Source organism: Paenirhizobium naphthalenivorans (assembly GCF_007992095.1).
In the GTDB taxonomy this organism is placed as follows: domain Bacteria; phylum Pseudomonadota; class Alphaproteobacteria; order Rhizobiales; family Rhizobiaceae; genus Allorhizobium; species Allorhizobium naphthalenivorans.
In genome coordinates this window covers 17,259-42,227 of the sequence record NZ_BJZP01000031.1, presented here as the reverse complement: position 1 = coordinate 42,227, position 24,969 = coordinate 17,259, and the positions used below count along the sequence as shown (strand labels likewise).

At 60.0% G+C, this 24,969-nt stretch carries 36 protein-coding genes; 30 read left to right on the top strand and 6 right to left on the bottom strand.

Annotation, left to right across the window (positions count from 1 at the left end; translation table 11 throughout):
- Positions 1-261: 261 nt before the first annotated feature.
- From rpsJ to RNA01_RS20495, 28 genes are all read left to right on the top strand, one after another.
- On the top strand, positions 262-570 hold the full coding sequence (rpsJ, locus tag RNA01_RS20630; RefSeq protein ID WP_006728688.1) for a 30S ribosomal protein S10: 309 nt from the start codon (positions 262-264) through the stop codon (positions 568-570).
- Positions 571-743: 173 nt separating this feature from the next.
- Complete coding sequence (gene rplC, locus RNA01_RS20625; RefSeq protein WP_147182038.1) at positions 744-1,385, top strand: 50S ribosomal protein L3; 642 nt, start codon at positions 744-746, stop codon at positions 1,383-1,385.
- Positions 1,386-1,398: 13 nt separating this feature from the next.
- Positions 1,399-2,019 (top strand): 50S ribosomal protein L4, encoded by a 621-nt coding sequence (gene rplD, locus RNA01_RS20620; RefSeq protein ID WP_147182037.1) that lies wholly within the window; start codon positions 1,399-1,401, stop codon positions 2,017-2,019.
- Positions 2,016-2,309: a 50S ribosomal protein L23 gene (locus tag RNA01_RS20615; RefSeq protein ID WP_147182036.1), complete on the top strand. Its 294-nt coding sequence runs from the start codon at positions 2,016-2,018 to the stop codon at positions 2,307-2,309. The genes rplD and RNA01_RS20615 overlap by 4 nt, the downstream gene beginning before the upstream one ends.
- A gap of 17 nt (positions 2,310-2,326) precedes the next feature.
- Complete coding sequence (gene rplB, locus RNA01_RS20610) at positions 2,327-3,163, top strand: 50S ribosomal protein L2 (RefSeq protein ID WP_147182035.1); 837 nt, start codon at positions 2,327-2,329, stop codon at positions 3,161-3,163.
- 16 nt (positions 3,164-3,179) lie between these two features.
- Complete coding sequence (rpsS, locus tag RNA01_RS20605) at positions 3,180-3,458, top strand: 30S ribosomal protein S19 (protein WP_028735901.1); 279 nt, start codon at positions 3,180-3,182, stop codon at positions 3,456-3,458.
- 2 nt (positions 3,459-3,460) lie between these two features.
- Positions 3,461-3,850, top strand: coding sequence for a 50S ribosomal protein L22 (gene rplV, locus RNA01_RS20600; RefSeq protein WP_147182034.1), 390 nt, complete (start codon positions 3,461-3,463; stop codon positions 3,848-3,850).
- Positions 3,850-4,572 (top strand): 30S ribosomal protein S3, encoded by a 723-nt coding sequence (gene rpsC / locus RNA01_RS20595; protein ID WP_147182033.1) that lies wholly within the window; start codon positions 3,850-3,852, stop codon positions 4,570-4,572. The genes rplV and rpsC overlap by 1 nt, the downstream gene beginning before the upstream one ends.
- Positions 4,573-4,609: 37 nt before the next feature.
- Complete coding sequence (gene rplP / locus RNA01_RS20590; RefSeq protein ID WP_147182032.1) at positions 4,610-5,023, top strand: 50S ribosomal protein L16; 414 nt, start codon at positions 4,610-4,612, stop codon at positions 5,021-5,023.
- Positions 5,024-5,034: 11 nt separating this feature from the next.
- Positions 5,035-5,235 (top strand): 50S ribosomal protein L29, encoded by a 201-nt coding sequence (gene rpmC / locus RNA01_RS20585; RefSeq protein ID WP_028735898.1) that lies wholly within the window; start codon positions 5,035-5,037, stop codon positions 5,233-5,235.
- 14 nt (positions 5,236-5,249) lie between these two features.
- The gene (gene rpsQ, locus RNA01_RS20580) at positions 5,250-5,486 is read left to right on the top strand and encodes a 30S ribosomal protein S17 (protein WP_045017083.1); all 237 of its coding nucleotides are present in this window, start codon (positions 5,250-5,252) and stop codon (positions 5,484-5,486) included.
- Positions 5,487-5,718: 232 nt separating this feature from the next.
- Positions 5,719-6,087, top strand: coding sequence for a 50S ribosomal protein L14 (gene rplN / locus RNA01_RS20575; protein WP_147182031.1), 369 nt, complete (start codon positions 5,719-5,721; stop codon positions 6,085-6,087).
- 12 nt (positions 6,088-6,099) lie between these two features.
- The gene (gene rplX / locus RNA01_RS20570; RefSeq protein WP_147182030.1) at positions 6,100-6,408 is read left to right on the top strand and encodes a 50S ribosomal protein L24; all 309 of its coding nucleotides are present in this window, start codon (positions 6,100-6,102) and stop codon (positions 6,406-6,408) included.
- On the top strand, positions 6,401-6,958 hold the full coding sequence (gene rplE, locus RNA01_RS20565; RefSeq protein WP_147182029.1) for a 50S ribosomal protein L5: 558 nt from the start codon (positions 6,401-6,403) through the stop codon (positions 6,956-6,958). Before rplX ends, rplE begins: the two co-directional genes overlap by 8 nt.
- A 33-nt stretch (positions 6,959-6,991) precedes the next feature.
- Entirely contained in the window at positions 6,992-7,297 is a 306-nt protein-coding gene (rpsN, locus tag RNA01_RS20560) for a 30S ribosomal protein S14 (protein ID WP_115672068.1), read from the top strand.
- 12 nt (positions 7,298-7,309) lie between these two features.
- The gene (gene rpsH, locus RNA01_RS20555; RefSeq protein WP_147182028.1) at positions 7,310-7,708 is read left to right on the top strand and encodes a 30S ribosomal protein S8; all 399 of its coding nucleotides are present in this window, start codon (positions 7,310-7,312) and stop codon (positions 7,706-7,708) included.
- A gap of 42 nt (positions 7,709-7,750) precedes the next feature.
- A complete protein-coding gene (gene rplF / locus RNA01_RS20550) occupies positions 7,751-8,284 on the top strand; it encodes a 50S ribosomal protein L6 (RefSeq protein ID WP_147182027.1) in 534 nt (177 codons plus the stop codon).
- A gap of 12 nt (positions 8,285-8,296) precedes the next feature.
- Positions 8,297-8,659: a 50S ribosomal protein L18 gene (gene rplR / locus RNA01_RS20545; RefSeq protein ID WP_147182026.1), complete on the top strand. Its 363-nt coding sequence runs from the start codon at positions 8,297-8,299 to the stop codon at positions 8,657-8,659.
- 141 nt (positions 8,660-8,800) lie between these two features.
- Positions 8,801-9,370: a 30S ribosomal protein S5 gene (rpsE, locus tag RNA01_RS20540; protein WP_147182025.1), complete on the top strand. Its 570-nt coding sequence runs from the start codon at positions 8,801-8,803 to the stop codon at positions 9,368-9,370.
- A 14-nt stretch (positions 9,371-9,384) separates the two neighbouring features.
- Entirely contained in the window at positions 9,385-9,594 is a 210-nt protein-coding gene (rpmD, locus tag RNA01_RS20535; protein ID WP_147182024.1) for a 50S ribosomal protein L30, read from the top strand.
- Between the two features lie 16 nt (positions 9,595-9,610).
- Positions 9,611-10,090 carry a 50S ribosomal protein L15 gene (rplO, locus tag RNA01_RS20530; protein WP_147182023.1) on the top strand — a complete coding sequence of 160 codons (480 nt, stop codon included), beginning with the start codon at positions 9,611-9,613 and terminating at the stop codon, positions 10,088-10,090.
- A 236-nt stretch (positions 10,091-10,326) separates the two neighbouring features.
- Positions 10,327-11,667 carry a preprotein translocase subunit SecY gene (gene secY, locus RNA01_RS20525; protein WP_147182022.1) on the top strand — a complete coding sequence of 447 codons (1,341 nt, stop codon included), beginning with the start codon at positions 10,327-10,329 and terminating at the stop codon, positions 11,665-11,667.
- On the top strand, positions 11,664-12,314 hold the full coding sequence (locus RNA01_RS20520) for an adenylate kinase (RefSeq protein ID WP_147182021.1): 651 nt from the start codon (positions 11,664-11,666) through the stop codon (positions 12,312-12,314). The genes secY and RNA01_RS20520 overlap by 4 nt, the downstream gene beginning before the upstream one ends.
- Before the next feature lie 228 nt (positions 12,315-12,542).
- Complete coding sequence (gene rpsM / locus RNA01_RS20515) at positions 12,543-12,911, top strand: 30S ribosomal protein S13 (RefSeq protein ID WP_115672076.1); 369 nt, start codon at positions 12,543-12,545, stop codon at positions 12,909-12,911.
- 134 nt (positions 12,912-13,045) lie between these two features.
- Positions 13,046-13,435 carry a 30S ribosomal protein S11 gene (rpsK, locus tag RNA01_RS20510; protein ID WP_115672077.1) on the top strand — a complete coding sequence of 130 codons (390 nt, stop codon included), beginning with the start codon at positions 13,046-13,048 and terminating at the stop codon, positions 13,433-13,435.
- A 95-nt stretch (positions 13,436-13,530) separates the two neighbouring features.
- Complete coding sequence (locus tag RNA01_RS20505) at positions 13,531-14,541, top strand: DNA-directed RNA polymerase subunit alpha (RefSeq protein ID WP_028735883.1); 1,011 nt, start codon at positions 13,531-13,533, stop codon at positions 14,539-14,541.
- A gap of 120 nt (positions 14,542-14,661) precedes the next feature.
- Positions 14,662-15,084, top strand: coding sequence for a 50S ribosomal protein L17 (gene rplQ / locus RNA01_RS20500; RefSeq protein ID WP_147182020.1), 423 nt, complete (start codon positions 14,662-14,664; stop codon positions 15,082-15,084).
- 216 nt (positions 15,085-15,300) lie between these two features.
- Entirely contained in the window at positions 15,301-16,272 is a 972-nt protein-coding gene (locus RNA01_RS20495) for a hypothetical protein (protein WP_210245793.1), read from the top strand.
- A 44-nt stretch (positions 16,273-16,316) separates the two neighbouring features.
- Here the strand turns inward: RNA01_RS20495 and RNA01_RS20490 are convergent, their stop codons facing one another.
- The 3 genes from RNA01_RS20490 to RNA01_RS20480 form a co-directional block, all read right to left on the bottom strand.
- Positions 16,317-17,585, bottom strand: a complete 1,269-nt coding sequence (locus RNA01_RS20490) for an RNA polymerase sigma factor (protein ID WP_147182018.1) — start codon at positions 17,583-17,585, stop codon at positions 16,317-16,319.
- Positions 17,586-17,675: 90 nt separating this feature from the next.
- A complete protein-coding gene (locus RNA01_RS20485; protein ID WP_147182017.1) occupies positions 17,676-18,098 on the bottom strand; it encodes a VOC family protein in 423 nt (140 codons plus the stop codon).
- Positions 18,099-18,124: 26 nt separating this feature from the next.
- Entirely contained in the window at positions 18,125-18,562 is a 438-nt protein-coding gene (locus RNA01_RS20480; protein WP_147182016.1) for a YciI family protein, read from the bottom strand.
- A 218-nt stretch (positions 18,563-18,780) separates the two neighbouring features.
- Here RNA01_RS20480 and lhpI point away from each other — a divergent pair, with 218 nt between their 5' ends.
- The gene (gene lhpI, locus RNA01_RS20475; protein ID WP_147182015.1) at positions 18,781-20,520 is read left to right on the top strand and encodes a cis-3-hydroxy-L-proline dehydratase; all 1,740 of its coding nucleotides are present in this window, start codon (positions 18,781-18,783) and stop codon (positions 20,518-20,520) included.
- On the opposite strand, the gene msrQ is transcribed toward lhpI, so the two are convergent.
- On the bottom strand, positions 20,517-21,170 hold the full coding sequence (gene msrQ / locus RNA01_RS20470; protein ID WP_147182014.1) for a protein-methionine-sulfoxide reductase heme-binding subunit MsrQ: 654 nt from the start codon (positions 21,168-21,170) through the stop codon (positions 20,517-20,519). The genes lhpI and msrQ overlap by 4 nt on opposite strands.
- Before the next feature lie 2 nt (positions 21,171-21,172).
- A complete protein-coding gene (gene msrP, locus RNA01_RS20465; RefSeq protein ID WP_147182013.1) occupies positions 21,173-22,120 on the bottom strand; it encodes a protein-methionine-sulfoxide reductase catalytic subunit MsrP in 948 nt (315 codons plus the stop codon).
- Positions 22,121-22,441: 321 nt separating this feature from the next.
- On the opposite strand from msrP, the gene ilvD reads away from it, so the two are divergent.
- On the top strand, positions 22,442-24,277 hold the full coding sequence (gene ilvD / locus RNA01_RS20460) for a dihydroxy-acid dehydratase (RefSeq protein WP_147182012.1): 1,836 nt from the start codon (positions 22,442-22,444) through the stop codon (positions 24,275-24,277).
- Between the two features lie 181 nt (positions 24,278-24,458).
- On the opposite strand, the gene RNA01_RS20455 is transcribed toward ilvD, so the two are convergent.
- Positions 24,459-24,968 carry a P-loop nucleotide/nucleoside kinase family protein gene (locus tag RNA01_RS20455; RefSeq protein ID WP_147182011.1) on the bottom strand — a complete coding sequence of 170 codons (510 nt, stop codon included), beginning with the start codon at positions 24,966-24,968 and terminating at the stop codon, positions 24,459-24,461.
- Position 24,969: the final 1 nt, after the last annotated feature.

Genomic DNA, 24,969 nt, shown 5'->3' with positions numbered 1-24,969 from the left:
AAGCGATTGACGACAAGCCGGTGACAGTGTATGTCGCCGGCCAAGATCAGAATCGGACGATGATTTGCATCGTCCGATTCTCGCGCTGCATTTTCCGACCTCTTTGGAGGCGCGGGGCGGGCAGGGCACCTCATGCTTTATAAGTGACAGGGACGCCCCGTGGTGTCCCTGTGATTTTTGAAAATTAGGGGCCGGCCAGCTATTGGTAATTCACTGTCTCTGCGTATGCGGGACGCAAGAAAACGAATAAGGACAAGTCGAATGAACGGCCAGAATATCCGCATCCGCCTGAAGGCGTTTGATCACCGGGTTCTCGATGCCTCCACACGGGAGATCGTCTCGACCGCTAAGCGCACCGGTGCAAGCGTTCGTGGCCCGGTGCCGCTCCCGACCCGTATTGAAAAGTTCACTGTCAACCGTTCGCCTCACGTCGACAAGAAGAGCCGTGAGCAGTTCGAGATGCGCACGCATAAGCGCCTCCTCGACATCGTTGATCCGACCCCGCAGACCGTTGACGCTCTGATGAAGCTCGACTTGGCTGCTGGCGTTGATGTTGAGATCAAGCTCTAAAAAGAGATTCCGGCGAGAGCCGAAATAACAAGGAAGGTACGTGGCAAGACCTGCCAACGACTTCTCGAAACGGGAAACCTGATGGTCTGGAAGGGCTTGAATGGAATCCTTAAACAAAGAGGCAAGCTTCAGGGTCTTCGGAGCCTGTGGTGACTCTCAAGAGGAATGAACCAATGCGTTCAGGTGTGATTGCACAGAAAGTGGGAATGACCCGCGTCTACAACGACGCCGGCGAGCATATCCCGGTAACGGTTTTGCGGTTGGACAATGTGCAGGTTGTTGCCCATCGTACGGCTGACAAGAACGGCTATACGGCCGTCCAGCTCGGTGCCGGCCAGGCGAAGGTAAAGAATACCTCGAAGGCCATGCGCGGCAATTTTGCCGCTGCTAGCGTCGAGCCGAAGGCGAAGCTTGTCGAGTTTCGCGTCTCGGAAGAAAACCTCATCGACGTCGGCACTCAGCTTACTGCTGGTCACTTCGCCGCAGGTCAGTTGGTCGATGTGACCGGCACGACTATCGGTAAGGGGTTTGCCGGTGCCATCAAGCGTCATAACTTCGGCGGTCTTCGCGCGACCCACGGCGTCTCGGTTTCGCACCGTTCGCATGGTTCGACCGGTTCCAACCAGGATCCTGGTAAGGTCTGGAAGGGCAAGCGTATGGCTGGCCACATGGGTCAGACGCGCGTCACCACCCAGAATCTGGAAGTCGTTTCGACCGATGAAGATCGCGGTCTGATCCTTGTGAAGGGTGCAGTGCCCGGCTCCAAGGGTTCCTGGATCATCGTGCGCGACGCCGTCAAGTCGGCAGCGAAGTAAGGGAGCCATACCAATGGAATTGAACGTCACGACCCTCGAGGGCAAAGACGCCGGCAAGGTTTCCCTGTCGGATGCGATCTTCGGTCTCGATCCGCGCGAGGACATCCTCGCCCGCATGATCCGCTACCAGCTCGCCAACAAGCGGCAGGGTACGCATAAGACCAAGACCCGTGCGGAAGTCTCCCGCACCGGCTCCAAGATGTACAAACAGAAGGGCACCGGCCGCGCGCGTCACCATTCGGCTCGCGCTCCGCAGTTCCGCGGCGGTGGTAAGGCTCATGGCCCGGTTGTTCGCAGCCATGCCCATGACCTGCCGAAGAAGGTCCGCGCCCTTGCCCTGCGTCATGCGCTCTCGGCCAAGCTGAAGTCGGAGGACCTGATCATCGTCGATCAGCTGACGACTGTTGAAGCCAAGACGAAGGCTCTGGTCGGCAACTTCGCCACCCTCGGCCTCACCAATGCTCTGGTCATCGGCGGTGCCGAGATCGACAGCAACTTCAAGCTCGCTGCGGCAAACATCCCGAACATCGATGTGCTGCCGGTTCAGGGCATCAACGTTTATGACATTCTGCGTCGTGGCAAGCTCGTGCTTTCCAAGGCTGCGGTTGAAGCTCTGGAGGAGCGGTTCAAATGACTGATCTTCGCCACTACGATGTGATCGTCTCCCCGTCGATCACCGAAAAGTCGACCATGGTATCCGAGCAGAACCAGGTCGTCTTCAACGTCGCCAAGGGTGCAAGCAAGCCGGAAATCAAGGCTGCTATCGAAGCGCTCTTCGGTGTCAAGGTCACCGCTGTGAACACGCTCGTCCGCAAGGGCAAGGTTAAGCGTTTCCGCGGCTTCGCCGGCAAGCAGAAGGACGTCAAGAAGGCGATCGTTACGCTCGCTGAAGGTCAGTCCATCGATGTGTCGACGGGCGTCTGAGGTAGGGAACAAGAACAATGGCATTGAAACACTTCAATCCGACCACGCCGAGCCAGCGTCAGCTGGTCATCGTCGACCGCTCCAGCCTTCACAAGGGCAAGCCGGTCAAGGCTCTGACGGAAGGTCTGTCTAAGAGCGGTGGCCGTAACAACGCGGGTCGCATCACCGCCCGCTTCATCGGCGGTGGTCACAAGCGCACCTATCGTCTGGTCGACTTCAAGCGTCGCAAGTTCGATGTTGAAGGCACCATTGCGCGCCTGGAATACGACCCGAACCGCACCGCCTTCATCGCTCTGGTGGATTATGCTGACGGCGAACAGGCCTACATCCTGGCTCCGCAGCGTCTCGCCGCCGGCGACAAGGTGATTGCGTCCGAGAAGGCCGTCGACGTCAAGCCGGGCAACACCATGCCGCTGCAGTACATCCCGGTCGGTTCGATCGTTCACAACGTCGAAATGAAGCCGGGCAAGGGCGGTCAGATCGCTCGCTCTGCCGGTACCTATGTTCAGCTGGTCGGCCGCGATGCCGGCATGGCTATCCTGCGCCTGAACTCCGGCGAACAGCGCCTCGTTCCGGGCTCGTGCCTCGCTACCGTCGGTGCCGTGTCCAACCCGGACCACGGCAACATCAACGATGGTAAGGCCGGTCGTACCCGTTGGCGTGGCAAGACCCCGCATAACCGCGGTGTCGTCATGAACCCGGTTGACCACCCGCACGGTGGTGGTGAAGGCCGCACATCCGGTGGTCGCCACCCGGTTAGCCCGTGGGGCAAGCCGACCAAGGGCAAGCGGACTCGCTCGAACAAGTCAACCGACAAGTTCATCATGCGTTCCCGCCACCTGAAGAAGAAGTAAGAGAGGTTAGTCAGAAATGGCTCGTTCAGTATGGAAAGGCCCGTTTGTTGACGGCTATCTTCTCAAGAAGGCTGAGAAGGTTCGTGAAGGCGGTCGTAGCGAAGTGATCAAGATCTGGAGCCGTCGCTCCACGATCCTGCCGCAGTTCGTCGGTCTCACCTTCGGCGTCTACAACGGCAGCAAGCACGTTCCGGTCAGCGTCAACGAAGACATGGTCGGTCACAAGTTCGGTGAATTCTCTCCGACCCGGACCTATTACGGTCATGGTGCGGACAAGAAGGCGAAGAGGAAGTAACGATGGGCAAGGCAAAAGCCGAACGTCGGCTGAAGGACAACGAGGCGCAGGCTGTTGCGCGCACGATCCGCGTCAGCCCGCAGAAGCTGAACCTGGTTGCCGCGCTGATCCGCGGCAAGAAGGTTGAGCGCGCGCTCGCCGACTTGGAATTCTCGCGTAAGCGTATCGCCGGCACCGTCCGCAAGACGCTGGAATCGGCAATCGCGAACGCCGAGAACAACCATGATCTCGACGTCGACCAGCTGGTCGTCGCCGAGGCCTATGTCGGCAAGTCGATCACCATGAAGCGTTTTCACGCCCGTGGCCGTGGCCGCGCATCGCGCATTGAAAAGCCGTTCTCGCATCTCACCATTGTGGTGCGCGAAGTCGAAGCCAATGGGGAGGCCGCATAATGGGTCAGAAAATCAATCCGATCGGTTTCCGCCTGGGCATCAACCGCACCTGGGATAGCCGTTGGTTCGCCGACAACGCCGAATATGGCCAGCTGCTCCACGAAGACCTGAAGATCCGCAAGTATCTGATGGAAGAACTGAAGCAGGCTGGTATCGCCAAGGTGGTCATCGAGCGTCCGCACAAGAAGTGCCGCGTTACGATCCACTCGGCTCGTCCGGGCCTGATCATCGGCAAGAAGGGCGCTGACATCGAGAAGCTTCGGAAGAAGCTTTCGGAGATGACCAACTCCGAAACGCACCTCAACATCGTTGAAGTGCGCAAGCCGGAAGTCGACGCAACGCTCGTTGCCCAGTCGATCACCCAGCAGCTCGAGCGTCGTATCGCTTTCCGTCGCGCCATGAAGCGCGCCGTGCAGTCGGCCATGCGTCTCGGTGCCGAAGGCATCAAGATCACCTGCGCCGGCCGTCTCGGTGGTGCCGAAATCGCTCGTACCGAATGGTACCGTGAAGGTCGCGTTCCGCTTCACACGCTGCGCGCCGACATCGACTACGGCACGTCCGAAGCAGAAACGGCTTATGGCATCTGCGGCGTTAAGGTTTGGATCTTCAAGGGCGAAATCCTTGAGCATGATCCGATGGCTTCTGAGCGTCGCGCTCTCGAAGGCGATGCGCAGGGTCCGGCAAGCCGTGAACGTGGCGATCGCCGCCGCGAAAACGCTTGATTGACGCTGGCGAAAGATAAGTTCGGAGAATAAGAAAATGTTGCAGCCAAAGCGTACAAAGTACCGCAAGCAGTTCAAGGGCCGCATCAAGGGTGTTGCCAAGGGCGGTTTCGACCTGGCATTCGGCGAGTTCGGTCTCAAGGCTCTTGAGCCGAACCGCGTCAACGCCCGCGAAATTGAAGCTGCTCGTCGTGCGATCACTCGCTATATGAAGCGTGCAGGCCGTGTTTGGATCCGGGTATTCCCCGACGTTCCTGTCACTGCCAAGCCGACCGAAGTGCGTATGGGTAAGGGTAAGGGTTCGGTCGAGTACTGGGCCTGCAAGGTCAAGCCCGGCCGTATGATGTTCGAGATTGACGGCGTGACCGAGGAGATCGCTCGCGAAGCGCTTCGTCTCGGCTCGGCCAAGCTCTCGGTCAAGACGCGCTTCGTTCAGCGCATTGCAGAGTAAGGATCAAGCCCATGAAAGCCGCAGACGTTCGCGCCATGAGCGCCGATCAGTTGAATGACGAGCTTGCCAAGCTTAAGAAGGAGCAGTTCAATCTGCGCTTTCAGAAGGCGACCGGCCAGCTTGAAAAGTCTTCGCGTATCCAGGAAGTCCGTCGTGACATCGCACGCGTGAAAACCATTGCCCGCCAGAAGGCGGCAGAAGCCAAGGCCTAAAGGACCAGAATAATATGCCTAAACGCATTCTGCAGGGCGTCGTTGTCAGCGACAAGAACGAGAAGACTGTCGTGGTCCGGGTCGAGCGCCGATTCGCTCACCCGCTGCTTCAGAAGACGGTTCGCCGTTCGAAGAAGTACAAGGCACACGACGAAAACAACCAGTACAAGGTTGGTGACGTGGTTTCCATCGAGGAATGCGCGCCGATCTCCAAGGACAAGCGCTGGACGGTGGTTTCCGCCCACGCTTAATTTTCAGAGTTTTGCGGCTGGCCCTTGCGCCAGACGCAAAAACCTGTATGAAGCAGGCCATTGGCGCAGGAACGCTCCGGCAACGGGCGTTCTTTTGCTTTGAGCGCACGGAAGGTCCTTAACCGGAAACCACCCTGGCAAGATCTTTCCGCGCGACATTCGAAATTACAAATAAGCCGGGATAGGGGGCTTTCAGCCCAACCGTTTCGGTACAACAAGAAGGCGACCTGACATGATTCAGATGCAGACTAACCTCGACGTGGCGGATAATTCCGGCGCACGTCGTGTCATGTGCATCAAGGTGCTGGGCGGCTCCAAGCGCAAATATGCTTCGGTCGGCGACGTCATCGTCGTCTCGATCAAGGAAGCTATTCCGCGCGGCCGCGTGAAGAAGGGTGACGTGATGAAGGCGGTTGTCGTTCGCACCGCCAAGGACATCCGTCGCGCCGACGGCAGCGTCATCCGCTTCGATAGCAACGCAGCTGTTCTTATCGACAACAAGAAAGAGCCGATCGGCACCCGTATCTTCGGACCGGTTCCGCGCGAACTTCGCGCCAAGAACCATATGAAGATCATCTCGCTGGCTCCGGAAGTACTGTAAGGAGCAATGGCGATGCAAAAGATCCGTAAGGGCGACAAGGTCGTCGTATTGACCGGTAAGGACAAGGGCCGCACCGGTGAAGTTATTCAAGTGATGCCGAAGGAAGATCGCGCGGTTGTGCGTGGCGTGAACATGGTGAAGCGTCACCAGCGCCAGACCCAGACCGCTGAAGCCGGCATCATCAACAAAGAGGCCTCCATTCACCTCTCCAACCTTGCAATCGCTGACAAGGAAGGCAAGCCGACTCGCGTTGGTTTCCAGGTCATCGAAGGCAAGAAGGTGCGTGTGGCCAAGCGTTCGGGAGAAGTGATCGATGGCTGAGGCAAAGTATGAGCCGCGGCTCAAGCAGGAATACGTTTCCCGCATCCGCAAGGCGCTTCAGGAGCAGTTCTCGTTCGATAACGAGATGCAGATCCCGAAGCTCGACAAGATCGTAATCAACATGGGTGTCGGTGAGGCGACTGCTGATTCGAAGAAGCCCACCGTTGCTGCTGCTGACCTGGCTGCGATTGCCGGTCAGAAGCCGGTCATCACCCGCGCTCGCAATTCGATCGCTGGCTTCAAGGTTCGTGAAGGCATGCCGATCGGCGCAAAGGTCACCCTGCGCGGCGCTCGCATGTATGAATTCCTGGACCGTCTGATCAACATCGCGCTCCCGCGCGTTCGCGACTTTCGGGGCCTGAACCCGAAGTCCTTCGATGGCCGTGGCAACTTCGCCATGGGCATCAAGGAACACATTGTGTTCCCTGAGATCAACTACGACAAGGTTGATCAGATGTGGGGCATGGATATCATCGTTTGCACGACGGCAAACTCGGATGACGAAGCTCGGGCTCTTCTGAAAGAGTTCAACTTTCCCTTCCGTCAGTAACCGTAACGACGAGCGTAGAAGAGGAACTTCCATATGGCGAAGACCAGCGCAGTTGAAAAGAACAAGCGCCGCCGCAAGATCGTTGCCAGTCAGGCCGCAAAGCGGGCTGGCCTCAAGGCGATCATCATGAACCAGTCGCTTTCGATCGAAGACCGGTTCAAGGCAACCCTGAAGCTGGCAGAACTGCCGCGTGATGGCTCCAAGACCCGCATTCGCAACCGTTGCGAAGTGACCGGTCGCCCGCGTGCGTTCTACCGCAAGCTCAAGATGTCGCGTATTGCGCTTCGCGAGCTGGGCAATACCGGCAAGGTGCCGGGCATTGTCAAGTCGAGCTGGTAAGGAGACGGGCAAATGACGATGACTGATCCGTTGGGCGATATGCTCACCCGTATCCGCAATGGCGCTGCACGCCGTAAGAGCTCGGTTTCGACCCCGGCCTCCAAGCTTCGTGCACGCGTTCTCGATGTCCTTCAGGCTGAAGGCTACATTCGCGGTTATTCCGAAGTACAGTACGACAATGGCAAGGCCGAACTGCAGATCGAACTGAAGTACTACGAAGGTGCTTCGGTCATCCGCGAAATCGGTCGTGTCTCCAAGCCGGGCCGCCGAGTTTATGTCTCGGTCAAGTCCATCCCGCAGGTCGCGAACGGTCTCGGCATCACCATCCTTTCGACTCCGAAGGGTGTGATGGCCGATCACCAGGCTCGCGAACAGAATGTTGGTGGCGAGGTTCTCTGCTCTGTCTTCTAAGACAGCGCAGAGATCTCCCTAGCGAACAGACAGGATCAAAACATGTCTCGTATCGGTAAAAAGCCCGTTCCGGTTCCTGCAGGGATCACGGCCACTGTTGATGGCCAGAAGGTGACTGCAAAGGGCCCGAAGGGTGAACTCTTCTTCGTCGCGAATGACGAAATTTCCGTGGCACTGGAAGACAACGCCGTTGTCGTTCAGCCGCGCAGCGCCACCAAGGATGCTCGTTCGAAGTGGGGCATGTCCCGCACGATGGTCGAGAACATCTTCAAGGGCGTCAAGGACGGCTTCGAGCGCAAGCTTGAAATCAATGGCGTCGGTTATCGCGCCTCGCTGCAGGGCAAGAACCTGCAGCTGGCACTCGGCTTCAGCCACGACGTGGTCTATGAAACGCCGGCCGGTATCACGATCGCTGTTCCGAAGCCGACGGAAATCATCGTCTCCGGCATCAACAAGCAGCAGGTCGGTCAGGTCGCTGCTGAGATCCGCGAATATCGCGGTCCTGAGCCCTATAAGGGCAAGGGTGTCAAGTATGCCGAAGAGCGGATTGTCCGCAAAGAAGGCAAGAAGAAGTAAGGAACGCGCGAAATGGCAAGCAGGAAAGAAGCACTTGTACGTCGTGCCAATCGCGTGCGACGTCAGATCAAGGCGGTGGCAAATGGCCGTCCGCGTCTGTCGGTACATCGCTCGTCGAAGAACATCTACGCTCAGATCATCGACGATGTCGCAGGCCGCACGCTGGCCGCAGCATCGACCCTCGACACGGATCTGCGCTCGGGCCTGAAGACCGGAGCCGACACAGCTGCAGCCGCAGCCGTTGGCAAGCTGGTCGCCGAGCGTGCCGTCAAGGCGGGCGTCAAGGAAGTTGTCTTCGACCGTGGCGCTTTTATTTTCCATGGCCGCATCAAGGCCCTGGCGGAAGCTGCCCGCGAAGGTGGTCTCGAGTTCTAAGAATTTCCGCCCGGGCTTGCGCTCGGGCGGATTTCCGGCTTATTGCCGGACACTCCCGGATTCGCGCCCATGTCCGATAGGGCAGGGCGGAATTAGAAGTAATCTGCCGATTGCACCCGGAAAAGAAAAAGGAAAAGGACAATGGCACAAGAAAAGCGTGGTTCGCGGGACGACCGTCAGAACCGTGATGAGCGTGACAGCGAATTCGTCGACAAGTTGGTCGCGATCAACCGCGTCGCCAAAGTTGTTAAGGGCGGCCGTCGTTTCGGCTTCGCAGCCCTCGTCGTCGTCGGCGACCAGAAGGGCCGCGTCGGCTTTGGTCACGGCAAGGCACGTGAAGTGCCGGAAGCTATCCGCAAGGCAACTGAAGCTGCCAAGCGCGAACTGATTTTCGTACCGCTGCGTGACGGCCGCACGCTGCATCATGATGTGCATGGCCGCCACGGCGCCGGCAAGGTTTTGCTGCGCTCGGCCAAGGCCGGTACCGGTATCATCGCAGGCGGCCCGATGCGCGCTGTCTTCGAAACGCTGGGCATGCATGACGTTGTTGCCAAGTCGACCGGCTCCTCGAACCCGTACAATATGGTTCGCGCCACGTTCGACGCCCTGAAGCATCAGGTGCATCCGAAGGACATCGCAGCTCAGCGCGGCATCAAGTATGCTACGCTTCAGTCGCGCCGTGCCGCTTCCGGCAATGCTTCTGAAGAATAAGAGGAGTCTGATCCATGGCTAAGGCTACGCAGAAGACTGAAGCAAAGACGGTTACGATCGAACAGATCGGTAGCCCCATTCGCCGTCCGGCCGTGCAGCGCGCAACGCTCGTCGGTCTGGGCCTCAACAAGATGCACCGGGTCCGCACCCTGGAGGATACGCCTTCGGTTCGTGGCATGATCCGTGCTGTCCAGCATCTCGTTCGCGTCGTCGACGAGAAGTGAGACGGAGGAAATCATCATGAAACTGAATGAAATCAAGGACAACGAAGGCGCCTCCAAGGACCGTATGCGCGTTGGTCGCGGTATTGGTTCTGGCAAGGGCAAGACCGGCGGCCGTGGCGTCAAGGGTCAGAAGGCTCGCTCGGGCGTCGCGATCAACGGCTTCGAGGGTGGGCAGATGCCGATCTATCGTCGTCTGCCGAAGCGCGGCTTCAACAACATCTTCGCATCGGAATACGTCACCGTTTCGCTCGGCCGTATCCAGACCGCGATCGATGCCAAGAAGCTCGACCCGAAGGCAACGATTGATGCAGCTGCCCTGAAGGCCGCTGGCGTCATTCGTCGCGCCAAGGATGGCGTACGCGTTCTCGCCGATGGCGAACTGACCGCCAAGGTAACCCTCGAGGTTGCTGGCGCGTCGAAGGCCGCCGTCGAGAAGCTCGAAAAGGCCGGCAGTTCGATCAAGCTGCTCGTTGAAGCCGCCGAAGCGGCTGAATAAGTCTTGAATAGATCGCCCGGGGTGCTTCACACCGGGCGATTTTGCTCCCATATGTGAGCCTCACGATCCCAGGACGGAGTGACGTCGTTTCGTCTTCCGGGATATTCTGGAAAACAAGGGTGAGGCATGCGATTGCAGCGCAATCTCGCGAACGCCCGGTTTTCTTAAAAACATTGGACGATAGCCACCGGCTCCGGCGTATCTACGCCTCCGGATTTGGTTTTGCGGAGAATTTCATGGCTTCTGCAGCGGAACAATTGGCCTCGAACCTCAACTTCTCGACCTTCGCCAAGGCGGAGGATCTCAAGAAGCGTCTGTGGTTCACGCTGGCCGCCTTGCTTGTCTATCGCTTGGGCACTCACATTCCGCTGCCCGGCCTCAACCCAGAGGCCTACGCCGCTGCCTTCCAGGGGCAGTCGGGCGGTATTCTGGGGCTTTTCAACATGTTTTCCGGCGGCGCCGTCGCCCGCATGGCGATCTTTGCACTAGGCATCATGCCGTATATTTCCGCTTCGATTATCGTGCAGCTGATGACCTCGGTCATTCCGGCGCTCGAGCAGTTGAAGAAGGAAGGCGAGCAGGGCCGCAAGATCATCAACCAGTACACCCGCTACGGCACGGTGCTGCTTGGTACCCTTCAGGCCTATGGCATTGCCGTCGGTCTTGAGAGCGGTCAGGGCTTGGTTGCCGATCCGGGCTGGTTCTTCCGCATTTCCACCGTTGTGACGCTGCTTGGCGGTACGATGTTCCTGATGTGGCTCGGTGAGCAGATCACTTCGCGCGGCATTGGCAACGGCATTTCACTGATCATCTTCGCCGGCATCGCCGCTGGCCTGCCCACGGCCGTCGCCGGGACGCTCGAACTTGGCCGTACAGGCGCGCTGTCCACAGTGCTGATTCTGTCCGTCATCGTCATGGCGATCGGCGTTATCGCGCTGATCGTCTTCGTCGAGCGTGCGCAGCGCCGCTTGCTGATCCAGTATCCGAAGCGCCAGGTCGGCAATCGCATGTTCCAGGGCGACACCTCGCACCTGCCGCTGAAGCTCAACACCTCCGGCGTCATTCCGGCGATTTTCGCATCGTCGTTGCTGCTGCTGCCGGCGACCGCCGCGGGCTTTGCCGGTACGTCGACCTTGCCAGCATGGGCGACCATGATCGTGTCGTCGCTCGGCCACGGCCGGCCGCTCTACATGGCGCTCTACGCCGCGCTCATCGCTTTCTTTGCCTTCTTCTACACGGCCATCGTCTTCAATCCGAAGGACACCGCCGACAATCTGAAGAAACACGGTGGCTTCATCCCGGGTATTCGCCCTGGCGACCGCACTGCGGAATACATCGACTACGTTCTGACGCGTATTACCTTGGTCGGCGCGCTCTATCTCGTTTTCGTCTGCATCCTCCCCGAGATCCTGGTCGCCAACACCGGCGTGCCATTAGCCCTTGGTGGTACTTCGCTTTTGATTGTTGTCAGCGTCACCCTTGATACTGTAGCACAGATTCAGGGTCACCTGATTGCCCAGCAATACGAGGGCCTGATCAAGAAGTCGAAGTTGCGTGGAGGAAAGAGGGGACGATGAGATTTATTCTACTGGGGCCGCCGGGTGCGGGGAAGGGTACCCAAGCCCAGCGTATCGTTGAGAAGTATGGTATTCCGCAACTGTCGACCGGAGATATGCTTCGCGCGGCGGTGAGTGCCGGAACCGAAGTTGGCAAACGGGCCAAAGCGGTGATGGATGCCGGGAACCTGGTTTCCGATGACATCGTCAACGCGATCGTTTCCGAACGCATCGACGCGCCGGATTGCGCCAAGGGTTTCATTCTCGATGGTTATCCGCGCACCTTGGTGCAGGCTGATTCGGTCGAGGCTATGCTGGCTTCCAAGGGCCTGCATCTGGATGTGGTTATCGAACTGCAGGTCAATGATTCGGTTCTCGTCGATCGCGTCTCCGGTCGCTATACCTGTGCCAAGTGCGGCACCGGCTATCACGACCGGCTGCAGAAGCCGAAGGTTGACGGCGTCTGTGACAAGTGCGGCTCGACGGAGTTCAAGCGGCGTCCGGATGACAATGCCGAGACGATGACCACTCGTCTTCAAGACTATTACAAGAAGACGTCACCGTTGATTGGTTACTATTATGCCAAGGGCTTGCTGAAGTCGGTCGACGGCATGGCGGATATCGATGCCGTCACGGCTGACATCGAGGCTATTCTCGCCAAGCTTTGAGTTTGGCGGGTTTCAAGAATCTTCGCGGAACCGGTTGCTTTCGGCAATTGATTCCGCTAAATAGCGCGCCAACTCGCGACAATTATGCGATCGGCGCGTTCTTCCTTCGGGAGGACCGGGTTCGATCGTTTTGATCTGTTGAGAACCTGATTTGTAATTGCGGCCGTCAATGGCCGTGTAACGAGACACCACTTGCCGGATGGCAACTGGAACGCAAGGAGAATAGGCGTGGCACGTATCGCTGGCGTCAACATCCCGACGGCAAAGCGCGTTGTTATTGCGCTGACCTACATTCACGGGATTGGTCCGAAATTCGCTGCTGAAATCGTCGAGAAGGTCGGTATTCCGGCTGAGCGTCGCGTTCATCAGCTCACGGATGCCGAAGTTTTGGCAATCCGCGAAACTATCGACCGTGATTACCAGGTCGAGGGCGATCTTCGTCGCGACACCGCGATGAACATCAAGCGTCTGATGGACCTTGGCTGCTACCGTGGTCTGCGCCACCGTCGTGGTCTGCCGGTTCGTGGTCAGCGCACCCACACCAATGCTCGTACTCGCAAGGGTCCGGCAAAGGCGATTGCTGGTAAGAAGAAGTAATTTCCGGTTTGCTCCGGATGGAAGGCTGGCGCGTCAGTGCCGGCCTTCTTTGAGTTTGGTAAGGGGCTGCTTGTGGCCCTTTCCGGTGTAGCCGCTGGAATTACGGCGGTGTTTAGATCAATGAAAGGGAAGTTATGGCCAAGGAAGCCACCCGCGTACGCCGTCGCGAACGCAAAAATATCTCGTCGGGCGTTGCCCACGTCAACTCGACGTTCAACAACACCATGATCACCATTACCGACGCGCAGGGCAATGCTATCGCCTGGTCGTCTGCTGGTGCCAAGGGGTTCAAGGGCTCGCGCAAGTCGACCCCGTTTGCTGCCCAGATTGCTGCCGAAGATGCTGCCAAGAAGGCGCAGGAACACGGCATGAAGTCGCTCGAAGTGGAAGTTTGCGGCCCGGGTTCCGGTCGTGAATCCGCTTTGCGCGCTCTGCAGGCCGCAGGCTTCATGATCACCTCGATCCGCGATGTGACCCCGATCCCGCACAATGGTTGCCGCCCGCGCAAGAAGCGTCGCGTCTGATCATCTTTCATCCCACTGATGAGCGCCGAGGCGCTCCTCTCGGTGTTAGCTCGGTAGCCACGATTGGATGGTGGCGACGAACGGAAGGTATAATAATGATTCAGAAAAACTGGCAGGAACTGATCAAGCCGAACAAGGTCGAGTTCACCTCGTCCGGCCGCACCAAGGCGACCCTCGTCGCCGAGCCGCTGGAACGCGGTTTCGGCCTGACGCTCGGCAACGCGTTGCGTCGCGTGCTCTTGTCGTCGCTGCGTGGTGGTGCCGTCACCGCCGTCCAGATCGATGGCGTTCTGCATGAGTTCTCGTCGATCCCGGGCGTCCGGGAAGACGTGACCGACATCGTGCTCAACATTAAGGAAATCGCCATCAAGATGGACGGCGATGATCCCAAGCGCATGGTCGTGCGCAAACAGGGGCCGGGCGTTGTGACCGCCGGTGACATTCAGACGGTTGGCGATATCGAAATCCTCAACCCGAACCATGTGATCTGCACCCTCGACGAGGGCGCTGAAATCCGCATGGAATTCACCGTCGCCAACGGCAAGGGCTATGTTCCGGCCGATCGTAACCGCGCGGAAGATGCTCCGATTGGCCTTATCCCGGTCGACAGCCTCTACTCGCCGGTCAAGAAGGTGTCCTACAAGGTGGAAAACACCCGCGAAGGACAGGTTCTCGACTACGATAAGCTGACCATGACCATTGAGACCGACGGTTCGATCACCGGTGAAGATGCAGTCGCTTTCGCCGCTCGCATTCTTCAGGACCAGCTCGGTGTGTTCGTCAACTTCGACGAGCCGCAGAAGGAAGTCGAAGAGGAAGCCGTCACCGAACTCGCGTTTAACCCGGCCCTCCTCAAGAAGGTCGACGAGCTCGAGCTTTCGGTCCGTTCGGCCAACTGCCTGAAGAACGACAACATCGTCTACATCGGCGACCTCATTCAGAAGACCGAAGCAGAAATGCTCCGCACTCCGAACTTTGGCCGCAAGTCGCTGAACGAAATCAAGGAAGTTCTCGCTTCCATGGGCCTGCACCTCGGCATGGAAGTGCCGGCATGGCCGCCCGAGAACATCGAAGATCTCGCCAAGCGCTACGAAGACCAATACTAAGAAACAAAAAGGCAGGTTCACCTCTGCCTTTCCAGTCAAACTGCAGGCGGATGCCTGTATGTGTCAGGAAACGGCAGGGCCGCCGCATAGAGCGGGAGCCTGCGTAGAAGGAGAATAGCAATGCGCCACCAGAAAGCCGGTCGCAAGCTGAACCGTACCGCCAGCCATCGTAAGGCGATGTTCGCCAACATGGCTGCTTCGCTCATCACCCATGAGCAGATCGTCACCACCCTGCCGAAGGCGAAGGAAATTCGCCCGATCGTCGAAAAGCTGGTCACCCTCGGCAAGCGCGGTGACCTGCACGCTCGTCGTCAGGCCATCTCGCAGATCCGTGACGTCGACGCCGTAAAGAAGCTGTTCGACGCCATCGCTTCGCGTTACGCCACCCGCAACGGTGGCTACCTGCGCATCATGAAGGCTGGCTTCCGCCAGGGCGATAATGCCGCCATGGCTGTCATCGAGTTCGTCGAGCGCGACGTCGATGCCAAGGGCGCAGCCGACAAGGCCCGCGTTGCCGCCGAAGCCGAAGCTGAAGCAGCGTAAGGTTCTTCCCGCGAGGGAAATGCCATTGAAAAGCCGGGTGAGCGATCACTCGGCTTTTTTGTGCGAAGTTGGGGAGTTGCGTGTCGTAAGTCGCGCTACTATCCTCGGGGGGTATCGAAGCAGTCTTTTTGTAATATAAACGGCGGGTTGGGACTGGCGTCCCTTTTTCGACGGCATCATGGCCACCTCGAGGTACGCGCGAGTACGATAGAAATGATGCTTGGTGATCCACCGACCGACCGAGAGCCAACTCGATACGTCAAATTTGCGTGGCGGGATCTGAGCAATTTGCCGCCCATCGGGAAGCTCGATTACGCACCCAAGAGACCTCAGGCTTTCCGGATTTTTCAAGAAGGGGAGTTCGAAGGTAGGCACACTCACGTTCTTCCTGCAATCAAGAGAAGGGAAGTTCTTCCAGCTTTAGGACGCTGTGTCTATTGTCGACGCCAGCAGGATGCTTGCGGACGGCGACTCAACCTGACGAGTGAGCACGTCATCCCGGAGTTTCTAGGTGCCGGTCTGGAGCTGGCTGCCTCCTCTTGTTTTGATTGTCAAAGAACGACCTCCGATTTTGAGTCATCTATCGCAGCGTCGATGTTCGGCCCCGTCCGAAGAGCGCTTGTTCTGAAGGGAAAGGGTGGGATATTGGAGAGGACAAATTTCCCGCTCGATATCGGGAGAGAGATTTCCCGTCGGGAGTTCATTCCGCTTAGGCACTATCCGACAATCCTGGTAATGCCGAATCTTTACCCCGCATCGTCATATAGTCGCCGCTCACCGCACTCTGACGACTTGTTCAACTTCCAAGTTTTCAATGTTAATGCGGAGCCAAAATATCTGAGACAATACGATCTTGAAGGATTCTCATCACAGTCAATCGACTTGGTACGATTCTGTCAGATGATTGCCAAGATCGCGGTGGTCTATGGAACGCATTACTTTGGGTTTGACACCTTCAATCCGACCGTGGTTGATTTTGTGCGCACCGACTTCCCTCCGGGCAATCCTGCAACGGGTCACTTCGCAAACGTAGGGTGTTTGTGGCGGCGGAAACGGTTAGCGACGGAAAGCCTCCACGAAATCGAAGTTGGTGAGATGCGTTGGCAAGGAAAGACCATGGCTGCCGTTAGAGTGCAGCTATTTGCGTCTTATGGCATGCCTTCTTACTATGTAACTATTGGAGAATGAGGCGGCAGGCTTCTGGTCAGGCTTGTCGTCCACCTTCCAGACCTTCACCCCATTGTTGCGCAAGCCTGAGCCCGGTCGAGCAGAAACGCCCGTTCTCCGGCATTGCCACTGAGTTCCGCCGCCCGCTCGAACGCGACCCGCGCCTCCGACAGCCGTCCGGCCCGCAGCAGGAAATCGCCCCGCGCGGCGGCCATCGGCGCGTAGCCCTTGAGTGCCGGCTCGTCCTCCAGCATATCCAGCTGCGCCAGCCCCGTTTCCGGCCCAAATGCCATCGCATGGGCGACGGCCCGGTTGAGTGCCACCACGGGGGAGGGCAGGACGGTGAGCAGCCGGTCGTAGAGCCCGGCGATCATCCGCCAGTCCGTGTCCTCGAAGCGTCGGGCGCGGGCGTGGCAGGCCGCCAGCGCCGCCTGCAGGGCGTAAGGGCCGTCTTCTTCGCCGAGCGCACGGACGCGCTCCAGCGCCGCGAACCCCCGGTGAATGAGCAACTGGTCCCAGCGCGCCCGGTTTTGCGTCTCGAGCGTCAGCGGCACGCCGTCCGGCCCGTTGCGGGCGATAAGCCGCGACGACTGGATTTCCATGAGCGCCAGCAGTCCGTGCACTTCCGGTTCGTCGGGAGCGAGATCGGCGAGAATGCGGCCAAGCCGCATGGCCTCGGCGCAGAGTTGCGGGCGGATCGCGTCTTCGCCGGCGCTCGCCGCATAGCCCTCGTTGAAGATCAGGTAGACGACTTCCAGCACCGAGGCGAGACGCGCGTCGCGGTCGGCACCGCGCGGCACCTCGTAGGCGATGCCGGCGTTGGCGAGGCTCTTCTTCGCGCGCACGATCCGCTGGGCGATCGTCGTCTCGCTCGACAGGAAGGCCCGGGCGATCTCGTCCGTTGTTAGCCCGCCGATGAGGCGCAGCGTCAGCGCCACGCGCGCATCCATCGAAAGCAGCGGGTGGCAGGCAGTGAAGATCAGGCCGAGGCGTTCGTCGCCGATGTCATCGTCCATGGTCGCCTCGATCGCGTCGATCGTGCTGTCCTGTTCGAGTTCCAGATCCCGGCCGATCTCGGCATGCTTACGCTCCATCATGCGCGCGCGACGGATGGTGTCGATGGCACGTCGCTTGGCCGTGGCCATCAGCCATCCAGCCGGATTGTCTGGGATACCGCTCGTCGGCCAACGGTCGAGCGCCGCGACCAGCGCATCCTGCGCCAGTTCCTCGGCCCGGCCGACATCGCGCACGATCCGGGCGAGCCCGGCGATCAGCCGGGCCCGTTCCATGCGAAAGACGGTCTCCGCCGTCCTGTGCGCTTCGGATGTCTCCATGCGGCGGCAGTATGCGGGCTCAGCGGGTTCAGTCAACGGCCGGTGTTGACCGTGACCAGAGCCGCAATCCTGCCTGCCGCATAGCTCCGTTTAGGCGTCCGGCGGCCCACCTGTCGCCGCCGCCGGGTCCATCCACAGGATCTCCCAAACATTGCCGTCGGGGTCCTCAACTGAGCGGCTATACATGAAGCCGAGGTCTTGGATGGGGTTGGGGTCGGCTCTGCCGCCGGCGGCCACGGCCGCGCCGAGGACCGCATCGACGCCGTCGCGCGTCTCGACGCTGAGCGCCAGCAGCGCCTGGCTCTGGGCCTTGGCATCGCCGATCGGCCGGCTGGTGAACTGCCCGTAGCGCTCATGCGTCAGCAGCATCACGCCGATCGCCTCGGAGAACAGCAGGCACTTGGCCTCTGCGTCCGAGAACATCGGGTTGAGCGTGCCGCCGAGGCCTTCATAGAAGGCCTGCGACGCGGCGAGGTCGCGCACCGGCAGGTTGACGAAGATCATCCTTGTCATGGCGGTTCCCTTCTGCCGATCCGGGCTCAACCGGCCTTGCCGTCGCGCGCGGCCACCTTTTCGCCGGCGCGGTCATGGCTCGCCTGTCCCTCGGGCGAGGCGATCTCGGCGAAATCCGCCATCTCGTAGAACGGTCGGATCTCGATCTCGCTCGGCCCGGGCATCGGATTAGGGCAGCGCTTGACCCATTCGACCGCCTCGGCCATGTCCTTGACCTCCCAGATCCAGTAGCCGGCGACCAGTTCCCGCGTCTCGGCGAAAGGACCGTCGATCACCCGGCGGCTGGCGCCATCGAACGCAACCCGCTTGCCGAGCTTCGACGGCTTCAAACCGTCGCCCGACAGCATGATCCCGGCATTGGCCAGTTCCTCGTTGAACTTGCCCATCGCCTCGAACAGGTCGGTCGAGGGCATGATGCCTTCTTCGCTGTCTTCCGTGGCCTTCACCATCACCATTACACGCATTTCTCATTCTCCTCATTTGTGAAACAGCGCTCCCAAGGGGTGCGTAATGTCATGACGAACGGCTGCGGACGGATTCGACATCGCGCCGAACTTTTTTCTTCACATAGCGCGGCCGGCCGCCATGACACCCCATGGCTTTCTTGGGCGCAAGGCTTGGCGCTTGATTTGCCCCTCCTGCGTGCTAGTCGATGACGTCGGTCATCAGGGAAGGGAAGCGCATGTCACTCGAATCCGGGGAAGCGCCGTTTGCCGCGCCCGCACGCCTGCTGATCGACGGCGCGGTCGAAGGGCCGCTGCTCTTTTCCGACACGGCGCTCAGCTTCTGGGGCGGGGTCGGCCCGGAAACCGGCCTGGTGATCGACCAGGCGCATCCGCTGCATGGCCGCTGTCTGGAAGGCACGATCCTGGCGATCCCCGGCGGCCGTGGTTCCTGCACCGGCAGCGCGGTGCTGATGCAGCTCATCCTCAACGGCAAGGCCCCGGCCGGCATGGTCTTTTCCCAGGCCGAGGAGATCCTGACGCTCGGCGTCATGGTGGCCGAGGAAATGTACGGCCGCTCGCTGCCGATCGCCGTGATCGCGCCGGAAGCCTTCGCCCGCCTCGAAGGGCTGGACGTCCTTCGCATTGGGGCCGGTTCTGTGTCCATGCCGGGCGCCGATCACCGGCCGGACAACGCGGCAATGCCCGCCGCCCTGCCGAAACTCGTCTTGAGTGACAAGGACCGGCACCTTCTGTCGGACGCCGTGCCGCAGGCGACGCGCACCGCCATGCGGATCGTCGTGCGCATGGCCGAACTGCTCGGCGCCAAGAGCTTGATCGACGTCGCCCAGGTCCATGTCGACGGCTGCATCTATACCGGCCCGGCGAGCCTCGACTTCGCCGAAAAACTGGCGGACTGGGGCGGCAGGGTCGTCTTGCCGACCTCGCTCAACGCCATTTCCGCCGACCAGGCCCGCTGGCGCGAGCAGGGCACCGACCCGGTGCTCTCGATGGCGGCCAGCGCGCTGGCCGATGCCTATGTTCGCATGGGCGCCCGACCGACCTTCACCTGCGCGCCCTACCAGCTCGATGGTGCCCCGGACGAAGGCGAAAACATCGCCTGGGCCGAATCGAACGCCGTCGTCTATGCCAATAGCGTGCTCGGCGCCCGCACGATGAAATATCCGGATTTCCTCGACATCTGCATCGCGCTGACAGGCCGCGCACCGCAGGCCGGTTGTCATCTCACCGAGAACCGTAAGGCGAGGATCGCCGTCGAGGTCAAGAAGCCTGAGGGGTGTGACGAGAGCTTCTGGCCACTGCTCGGCTATCGGATTGGTGCGCTGGCGCCAGCCGTGATCCCGGTCGTCACCGGTCTCGAGGGTACCCGACCGAACCTGGATGACCTCAAGGCCTTCGGCGCCGGCTTCGCCACGACATCGGCCGCGCCGATGTTCCACATCGTTGGTGTGACGCCCGAAGCTCCGACCTTTGCCGCTGCGACCGGCGGGACGGAGCTCGACGCTGTGACGGTGACGCGCTGTGATCTGGTCGAGGATTGGCACCACTTCAACCCGACGACCGGCGACAGAATCGAACTTGTCGCGCTTGGCAATCCGCATTTCTCCTTTGATGAATGCAAGGCCTTGGCCAAACACTGGGCCGGTCGCATCAAGGATCCGGCCGTGGCGGTGACGATCACTATAGGCCGCGCGACCCACAGCCGCATCATCGCGGCCGGTATAGCCGCGACGCTGGAGGCCTTTGGCGTCACTTTCGTCCGCGACGCCTGCTGGTGCACGGTGATGACGCCGATCGTGCCGCCGGCGGCCCGCACCATCCTGACAAATTCCGGTAAATACGCCCATTATGGCCCCGGATTGAGCGGCAAGGCAGTTCGCTTCGGTAGCCTTTCCGATTGCGCCGAGGCTGCTGTGACCGGCCGAGCGCCGTCCGCTCCGCCGGCGTGGTTGGCCTAGGCGCGGCTCCGCGTTGTGGTGCCCGCCGTTCCATTGCGCCGCCTGCGCTTCCTCGCCATCAGTCTCGACCGCACGAGGCGATAGCCGAGCAGCAGTGTGACCACGGCGATATAGAAAGCCGGTTCGGCGGTGACCGCTTTGAGCGACAACGCATAGTGCAGCACGGCTGCGGCGGCGATCGCATAGACTAGCTTATGCAACTTGTTCCAGCGCGGCCCGAGCTGCCGGATCGACCAGCGGTTCGAGGTGGCTGCCAGCGGGATCAGCATGACCAGTCCCGCCATGCCCAGCATGATATAGGGTCGCTTGAGAATGTCCCCAAGGATGGACGACAGGATCATGCCACGGTCGAGCGTGAGATAGACGGCGAAATGGGCAAGCACATAGTAGAAGGCGAGAAGTCCGAGCATGCGCCTGTAGCTAATTAGGTTAATGCCTAATAAGTCACGGGCCGGCGTGACGGCAAGTCCGAGACACAGGAAACGCAGCGCCCAGAGGCCAAGCAGGTGCTCGAAGGTCCGCACCGGATCGGCACCGAGGCCGCCGAAGATGCCGAGATAGAAGGCATAGAGCCCCGGCATCAGGCCGATGGCATAGAGCGCCCAAATCAACGCCGGCTTGTAGCGGGCGGGCAGGGTGGGGATGGCCATAATCAGTAGAACTTCGTCAGGTCCATGCCGGAATAGAGGCCTGCGACCTCCTCGGCATAGCCGTTGAACGGCAGCGTATTCATGCGCGCTCCACCGAACAGACCGCTTGCCTCGCCGATCTGCCGTTCCGTCGCCTGGCTCCAGCGCGGGTGGTCGACCGCCGGGTTGACGTTGGCATAGAAGCCATACTCATTCGATTGCATGACGTTCCAGCTGGCTGGCGGCTCCTTTTCAGTCAGTGTGATCTTGACGATCGACTTGATGCCCTTGAAGCCGTATTTCCACGGCACGACCAGCCTCAGCGGTGCGCCATTCTGGTTGGGCAACGTCTCGCCATAGAGGCCGGTCGCCAGAATGGTCAGCGGGTGACGCGCCTCATCGAGCCTGAGCCCCTCGACATAGGGCCAGTTCATCGGCTGGAACAGGCCGCGCTGGCCGGGCATTTCCTCGGGCCGCACGACGGTCTCGAAGGCAACGTATTTTGCCGAGCCCAGAGGCTCGACCCTGTCGAGAAGGGCTGACAGCGGAAAGCCGACCCAGGGAATGACCATCGACCAGGCCTCGACGCAGCGCATCCGGTAGACGCGCTCCTCCATCGGGAAATCCTTGAAGATCGTTTCGATGTCGATCGTCTGCGGCTTGCCCACCAGTCCGCCGATCTCCACCGTCCATGGCTGCGCCTTGAAGGCGCCGGAATTGTTGATCGGATCTCCCTTGCCGGTGCCGAATTCGTAGAAATTATTGTAGCTGGTGACGTCTTGTTTGGACGTTTGCTTTTCCGTGAGGACATAGCCGCTCGGCTTGGCGTTTAGCGCCGCAGCAAAGGTCTTCGGCGCTGCCGCGAGTGCCAGTCCACCGGCTGCCGCGCCCAGCAGTGAGCGACGGGTGAGGTAGAGCGATTGCGGCGTGATCTCGCTGGACGTGATCTTCGGCGGGCGATAGCTGGACATGGCTCTGCTCTTTCACGGTTGGTTCGGTCTCACTACACCTACGTAGCAAACCAGAGCAGAGTTTCATCGCCGCGAAAAGAAACTTTCGACCACATTTTCGTGACGACGCGGTGCGTCGGTTGCCGGAGGCGTCAGCCCGTTTCCCTAACTATGCTGTTTAAGCTCCGGGCTGCCAAGCGTACCGTTTTGAGCTATGCTGATAGTGACAGTTCGGGCCATTTGCCCTACCACAAGGTCAAAATCCGGGCGCTTCACGTGCGATTTTCTCGCTTTTCGTTGCGGCGCCCGGCAAGAACCAAGACAAGATCCGAGGTAACACCCATGCCAGTCTACCGCTCAAGAACCACCACCCACGGCCGCAACATGGCGGGCGCGCGCGGCCTCTGGCGCGCCACTGGCATGAAGGATGGCGATTTCGGCAAGCCGATCATCGCCGTGGTCAACTCGTTCACCCAGTTCGTGCCGGGTCACGTCCACCTGAAGGACCTCGGCCAGCTGGTCGCCCGCGAGATCGAGGCAGCCGGCGGCGTCGCCAAGGAGTTCAACACCATTGCCGTCGATGATGGCATTGCCATGGGTCATGATGGCATGCTCTATTCGCTGCCGTCGCGCGAGTTGATCGCCGACTCGGTCGAATATATGGTCAACGCGCACTGCGCCGACGCCATGGTCTGTATCTCCAACTGCGACAAGATCACCCCCGGCATGCTGATGGCGTCACTTCGCCTCAACATCCCGACAATCTTCGTTTCCGGTGGCCCGATGGAAGCCGGCAAGGTCACCATGCACGGCAAGAAGGTCGCGCTCGACCTGGTCGACGCCATGGTCGCTGCCGCCGACGATAAGGTCTCCGACGCGGACGTCGCCACCATCGAGCGTTCGGCCTGTCCGACCTGTGGCTCGTGTTCGGGCATGTTCACCGCCAATTCGATGAACTGCCTGACCGAGGCGCTCGGTCTGTCGCTGCCCGGCAACGGTTCGACGCTTGCTACCCATTCCGACCGCAAGGAACTCTTCCTCGAAGCTGGCCGCAGCATTGTCTCGCTGGCCAAGCGCTATTACGAGCAGGACGATGCGACGGCCCTGCCGCGCGTCATCGCCTCGAAGGGCGCATTCGAGAACGCCATGGCGCTCGACATCGCCATGGGGGGCTCGACCAATACCGTGCTGCACATTCTCGCTGCCGCCCATGAAGCCGAGGTCGACTTCACCATGGACGACATCGACAAGCTGTCGCGCAAGGTGCCGTGCCTGTCCAAGGTCGCCCCCGCCAAGCAGGACGTCCACATGGAAGACGTCCATCGCGCCGGCGGCATCATGGCGATCCTTGGCGAACTCAGCCGCGCCGGCCTGCTCAACACCGACCTGCCGACCGTTCATGCCCCGACGCTTGGCCAGGCGATCGAACAGTGGGATATCGCCGTCACCGACAATCCGAAGGCGCATGAACTCTTCAGCGCGGCCCCGGGCGGCGTGCCGACCCAGACGGCCTTTTCGCAATCCTCCCGTTGGGAAGAGCTCGACACCGACCGCGAAAAGGGCGTCATCCGCGACGCTCAGCATCCTTTCTCCAAGGACGGTGGTCTGGCTGTGTTGAAGGGCAATCTGGCGCTCGATGGCTGCATCGTGAAGACGGCCGGTGTCGATGAATCGATCCTGAAATTCTCCGGCCCGGCCAAGGTCTATGAGAGCCAGGATGCTGCGGTTAAGGCGATCCTGTCCAACGAAGTCGTCGCTGGCGACGTCGTCGTCATCCGCTATGAAGGTCCCAAGGGTGGTCCGGGCATGCAGGAAATGCTCTATCCGACCAGCTATCTGAAGTCGAAGGGCCTCGGAAAGGCATGTGCGCTGATCACCGACGGCCGCTTCTCCGGCGGCACCTCGGGCCTCTCCATTGGCCATGCCTCACCCGAAGCGGCAAATGGCGGCACGATCGGACTGGTGCGCGAAGGCGACATGATCGACATCGACATTCCCAATCGCACCATCTCGCTGCGCGTGTCGGACGAGGTGCTCGCCACCCGCCGCACCGAACAGGACGCCGCCGGCTGGAAGCCTACACATCCCCGCAAGCGCAATGTCACCACAGCACTGAAGGCCTACGCCGCTTTCGCCAGCAGTGCCGACCGTGGCGCAGTGCGGATCCTGCCGGAGTAAGGCGGGACGTAGCGTAGACAAGGCTGTGTGGAATGAATGAGAGCCGTCGGTGAAAACCGGCGGCTTGTTGTTTCCGGGGAGGGGGACTTGTCGATGGAGGACTGGCTTCCGCTGCGGGTCAGAAACGGTCAGTGAGGGAGCCGCAGAAGCCCCGCAGACCGTGTCAAAAGTCCCGCGGCGGCTAACTTCTACTAAACGCAAGCTTTGACACCAATTTGGCGACTGATTGGCCCACGTCCTGCGTCGCAGTGTCGATAACGAGGGGGCTTTGTCCCCAATCGTCGTATTGTCGGAAGGTAACTTCTTCCCAATTTGGCTTTTTCAACCCCTGAACATCGGTCACCCGCGTTTCCACCCGTCGGCGATGTTCATTTCGGTCGGAACAGGTAACCTCTATTTCAACTGATGGCACTGCCGAGCGCGCTGCAACCGATAGCCAAGCATCTCTCGTCACTTTTAAACAATTGACAGAATCGGCAATGACTGTGTTTCCAAGCGTCAGATTGTCTTCCGCGATCCCATAGGCGACCATATATCCCGCAGGGCCGACCTCAAATTCTAACATAGCAGAAGCTCGTATATTTTGCTCAACTGTATCAACGCGAACATGGACCGCCCCTAATTCCTTCGCCAAGGCACGAGCAATCGTCGTTTTACCAGTGCCTGGCAAGCCGCCAAAAATAATGAGCATT

Excerpts from the sequence above, each read along its gene's own strand:
- ilvD (WP_147182012.1), top strand. The coding sequence starts at position 22,442 with ATGCCAGTCTACCGCTCAAGAACCACCACCCACGGCCGCAACATGGCG.
- rpmD (WP_147182024.1), top strand. The coding sequence starts at position 9,385 with ATGGCTAAGGCTACGCAGAAGACTGAAGCAAAGACGGTTACGATCGAA.
- RNA01_RS20495 (WP_210245793.1), top strand. The coding sequence starts at position 15,301 with ATGCTTGGTGATCCACCGACCGACCGAGAGCCAACTCGATACGTCAAA.
- rpsE (WP_147182025.1), top strand. The coding sequence starts at position 8,801 with ATGGCACAAGAAAAGCGTGGTTCGCGGGACGACCGTCAGAACCGTGAT.
- rpsH (WP_147182028.1), top strand. The coding sequence starts at position 7,310 with ATGACGATGACTGATCCGTTGGGCGATATGCTCACCCGTATCCGCAAT.
- rplP (WP_147182032.1), top strand. The coding sequence starts at position 4,610 with ATGTTGCAGCCAAAGCGTACAAAGTACCGCAAGCAGTTCAAGGGCCGC.
- rpsJ (WP_006728688.1), top strand. The coding sequence starts at position 262 with ATGAACGGCCAGAATATCCGCATCCGCCTGAAGGCGTTTGATCACCGG.
- rplR (WP_147182026.1), top strand. The coding sequence starts at position 8,297 with ATGGCAAGCAGGAAAGAAGCACTTGTACGTCGTGCCAATCGCGTGCGA.
- rplO (WP_147182023.1), top strand. The coding sequence starts at position 9,611 with ATGAAACTGAATGAAATCAAGGACAACGAAGGCGCCTCCAAGGACCGT.
- RNA01_RS20490 (WP_147182018.1), bottom strand. The coding sequence starts at position 17,585 with ATGGAGACATCCGAAGCGCACAGGACGGCGGAGACCGTCTTTCGCATG.
- rplV (WP_147182034.1), top strand. The coding sequence starts at position 3,461 with ATGGGCAAGGCAAAAGCCGAACGTCGGCTGAAGGACAACGAGGCGCAG.
- msrP (WP_147182013.1), bottom strand. The coding sequence starts at position 22,120 with ATGTCCAGCTATCGCCCGCCGAAGATCACGTCCAGCGAGATCACGCCG.
- RNA01_RS20455 (WP_147182011.1), bottom strand. The coding sequence starts at position 24,968 with ATGCTCATTATTTTTGGCGGCTTGCCAGGCACTGGTAAAACGACGATT.
- rpsC (WP_147182033.1), top strand. The coding sequence starts at position 3,850 with ATGGGTCAGAAAATCAATCCGATCGGTTTCCGCCTGGGCATCAACCGC.
- RNA01_RS20520 (WP_147182021.1), top strand. The coding sequence starts at position 11,664 with ATGAGATTTATTCTACTGGGGCCGCCGGGTGCGGGGAAGGGTACCCAA.
- rplQ (WP_147182020.1), top strand. The coding sequence starts at position 14,662 with ATGCGCCACCAGAAAGCCGGTCGCAAGCTGAACCGTACCGCCAGCCAT.
- RNA01_RS20480 (WP_147182016.1), bottom strand. The coding sequence starts at position 18,562 with ATGCGTGTAATGGTGATGGTGAAGGCCACGGAAGACAGCGAAGAAGGC.
- rplE (WP_147182029.1), top strand. The coding sequence starts at position 6,401 with ATGGCTGAGGCAAAGTATGAGCCGCGGCTCAAGCAGGAATACGTTTCC.
- RNA01_RS20485 (WP_147182017.1), bottom strand. The coding sequence starts at position 18,098 with ATGACAAGGATGATCTTCGTCAACCTGCCGGTGCGCGACCTCGCCGCG.
- rplF (WP_147182027.1), top strand. The coding sequence starts at position 7,751 with ATGTCTCGTATCGGTAAAAAGCCCGTTCCGGTTCCTGCAGGGATCACG.
- msrQ (WP_147182014.1), bottom strand. The coding sequence starts at position 21,170 with ATGGCCATCCCCACCCTGCCCGCCCGCTACAAGCCGGCGTTGATTTGG.
- rplB (WP_147182035.1), top strand. The coding sequence starts at position 2,327 with ATGGCATTGAAACACTTCAATCCGACCACGCCGAGCCAGCGTCAGCTG.
- secY (WP_147182022.1), top strand. The coding sequence starts at position 10,327 with ATGGCTTCTGCAGCGGAACAATTGGCCTCGAACCTCAACTTCTCGACC.
- rplX (WP_147182030.1), top strand. The coding sequence starts at position 6,100 with ATGCAAAAGATCCGTAAGGGCGACAAGGTCGTCGTATTGACCGGTAAG.
- RNA01_RS20505 (WP_028735883.1), top strand. The coding sequence starts at position 13,531 with ATGATTCAGAAAAACTGGCAGGAACTGATCAAGCCGAACAAGGTCGAG.
- rpmC (WP_028735898.1), top strand. The coding sequence starts at position 5,035 with ATGAAAGCCGCAGACGTTCGCGCCATGAGCGCCGATCAGTTGAATGAC.
- rpsS (WP_028735901.1), top strand. The coding sequence starts at position 3,180 with ATGGCTCGTTCAGTATGGAAAGGCCCGTTTGTTGACGGCTATCTTCTC.
- rpsN (WP_115672068.1), top strand. The coding sequence starts at position 6,992 with ATGGCGAAGACCAGCGCAGTTGAAAAGAACAAGCGCCGCCGCAAGATC.
- rpsK (WP_115672077.1), top strand. The coding sequence starts at position 13,046 with ATGGCCAAGGAAGCCACCCGCGTACGCCGTCGCGAACGCAAAAATATC.
- rplN (WP_147182031.1), top strand. The coding sequence starts at position 5,719 with ATGATTCAGATGCAGACTAACCTCGACGTGGCGGATAATTCCGGCGCA.
- lhpI (WP_147182015.1), top strand. The coding sequence starts at position 18,781 with ATGTCACTCGAATCCGGGGAAGCGCCGTTTGCCGCGCCCGCACGCCTG.
- RNA01_RS20615 (WP_147182036.1), top strand. The coding sequence starts at position 2,016 with ATGACTGATCTTCGCCACTACGATGTGATCGTCTCCCCGTCGATCACC.
- rplC (WP_147182038.1), top strand. The coding sequence starts at position 744 with ATGCGTTCAGGTGTGATTGCACAGAAAGTGGGAATGACCCGCGTCTAC.
- rplD (WP_147182037.1), top strand. The coding sequence starts at position 1,399 with ATGGAATTGAACGTCACGACCCTCGAGGGCAAAGACGCCGGCAAGGTT.
- rpsQ (WP_045017083.1), top strand. The coding sequence starts at position 5,250 with ATGCCTAAACGCATTCTGCAGGGCGTCGTTGTCAGCGACAAGAACGAG.